The following is a 2,500-nucleotide window of genomic DNA, read 5'->3' on the forward strand; positions in this document are numbered from 1 at the left end:
TGGTTGCGGGGGCAGGATTTGAACCTGCGGCCTTCAGGTTATGAGCCTGACGAGCTACCGGGCTGCTCCACCCCGCGTTACCAGTGTAAATCCCTATGGGATTTATCGCGACTGCATCACAGGGAAGCTGTGATGCTTACTGCCGGAGCAAATTGCCGAAGGCGATTTGTCTCCTGTAAGGGACGCACGAGGCGTTTGCCTTATGTTTTGTATCCCGGAACGACTAAAGGCCGCTATTAGCGGCCCTTTTGTATCGGCTGGGCCGAAGTTTGATTTGAGAAGATTTGATGTTGCGTTTTGCAGACCTGGCAGCGACCTACTCTCCCGCGTCTTGAGACGGAGTACCATTGGCGCTGGGGCGTTTCACGGCCGTGTTCGGAATGGGAACGGGTGCAGCCGCCCCGCGATAACCACCAGGTCGGCAAAACGCAACATTGATCATGTTTTCACATGAGTGTTGTTTCGAGAAGCTGGGTGGCATTGCCACTTTTTATCTTAATTACACGTCTTTCCGTGACTGGTCCGTTTGCCTGCCTTGCTCGAGATCGAGCGTGGCAGCCATACAGGACGCTAGTCCGTCGCGCCTTTTGGCGCGGCCCGTCCGGAGCCCTTCGGGCGTCAGGACAGAAGAATGATGTCATCGAACTTTGCTTGATGAACATGAACAATGGGAACGAAGAAGTCGATCGAGCTATTAGTAACGGTAAGCTTCACATGTTGCCATGCTTCCACACCCGTCCTATCAACGTGGTCGTCTTCCACGGCTCTGATAGGGAACACTCGTTTTCAGGTTGGTTTCCCGCTTAGATGCCTTCAGCGGTTATCCATTCCGTATATAGCTACTCTGCTATGCCCTTGGCAGGACAACAGATCCACCAGAGATACGTCCATCCCGGTCCTCTCGTACTAGGGACAGATCCTGTCAATATTCCTACACCCACGGCAGATAGGGACCGAACTGTCTCACGACGTTCTGAACCCAACTCACGTACCGCTTTAAATGGCGAACAGCCATACCCTTGGGACCTGCTCCAGCCCCAGGATGCGATGAGTCGACATCGAGGTGCCAAACAACCCCGTCGATATGGACTCTTGGGGGTCATCAGCCTGTTATCCCCGGCGTACCTTTTATCCGTTGAGCGATGGCCCTTCCACACGGGACCACCGGATCACTATGACCGACTTTCGTCTCTGCTCGACTTGTCAGTCTCGCAGTCAGGCGGGCTTATGCCATTGCACTCGACGACCGATTTCCGACCGGTCTGAGCCCACCATCGCGCGCCTCCGTTACTCTTTCGGAGGCGACCGCCCCAGTCAAACTACCCACCATACACTGTCCCGGATCCGGATAACGGACCGCGGTTAGACATCCACGAAGATAAGGGTGGTATTTCAAGGATGGCTCCACAAGAACTGGCGTCCCTGCTTCAAAGCCTACCACCTATCCTACACATGCCTTGGCGAATGCCAGTGTAAAGCTATAGTAAAGGTGCACGGGGTCTTTCCGTCTGACCGCAGGAACCCCGCATCTTCACGGGGAATTCAATTTCACTGAGTCTATGTTGGAGACAGCGGGGAAGTCGTTACGCCATTCGTGCAGGTCGGAACTTACCCGACAAGGAATTTCGCTACCTTAGGACCGTTATAGTTACGGCCGCCGTTTACTGGGGCTTCAGTTCAGAGCTTGCACCCCTCCCTTTAACCTTCCAGCACCGGGCAGGCGTCAGACCCTATACGTCGTATTGCTACTTCGCAGAGCCCTGTGTTTTTGATAAACAGTCGCTACCCCCTGGTCTGTGCCACCCCATCATAGTTGCCTAAAATGGGGTCACGCTTCTTCCGAAGTTACGCGTGCAATTTGCCGAGTTCCTTCAACATAGTTCTCTCAAGCGCCTTGGTATACTCTACCTGACCACCTGTGTCGGTTTCGGGTACGGTCTATACGGTGGAGCTATTTCCTGGAACCTCTTCGCCGCACATTCAATCCAATAAGAATGTACAACACACGAGATCCGTCACTACCACCAGGCCCACGAATATTAACGTGGTTCCCATCGACTACGCGTGTCCGCCTCGTCTTAGGGGCCGGCTAACCCTGCTCAGATTAACTTTAAGCAGGAACCCTTGGTCTTTCGGCGAGGGAGTCTCTCACTCCCTTTATCGTTACTCATGTCAACATTCGCACTTCCGATATCTCCAGCAGCCCTCACGGGTCCGCCTTCACAGACTTACGGAACGCTCCGCTACCACATGCCTTACGGCATATCCTCAGCTTCGGTGCATGGCTTTAGCCCCGTTACATTTTCGGCGCAAAGACCCTTATTTAGACCAGTGAGCTGTTACGCTTTCTTTAAATGATGGCTGCTTCTAAGCCAACATCCTGGTTGTTTTGGGATCCTCACATCCTTTCCCACTTAGCCATGACTTGGGGACCTTAGCTGGAGGTCAGGGTTGTTGCCCTTTTCACGACGGACGTTAGCACCCGCCGTGTGTCTGCCGA

Annotated in this window: 1 tRNA gene and 2 rRNA genes (1 of these 3 cut by a window edge); all 3 read right to left on the reverse strand. The window is 53.7% G+C overall.

Annotated elements, in window-relative coordinates:
- Positions 1-77 (reverse strand) — tRNA-Met (locus AKG12_RS09395).
- A 226-nt stretch (positions 78-303) separates the two neighbouring features.
- A 5S ribosomal RNA gene (rrf, locus tag AKG12_RS09400) occupies positions 304-418 on the reverse strand.
- 255 nt (positions 419-673) lie between these two features.
- Positions 674-2,500 (reverse strand): 23S ribosomal RNA (locus AKG12_RS09405); it runs 1,059 nt beyond the window's last position.

It is taken from the genome of Agrobacterium sp. SUL3, assembly GCF_001263295.1.
Classification (GTDB): Bacteria; Pseudomonadota; Alphaproteobacteria; order Rhizobiales; family Rhizobiaceae; genus Agrobacterium; species Agrobacterium tomkonis.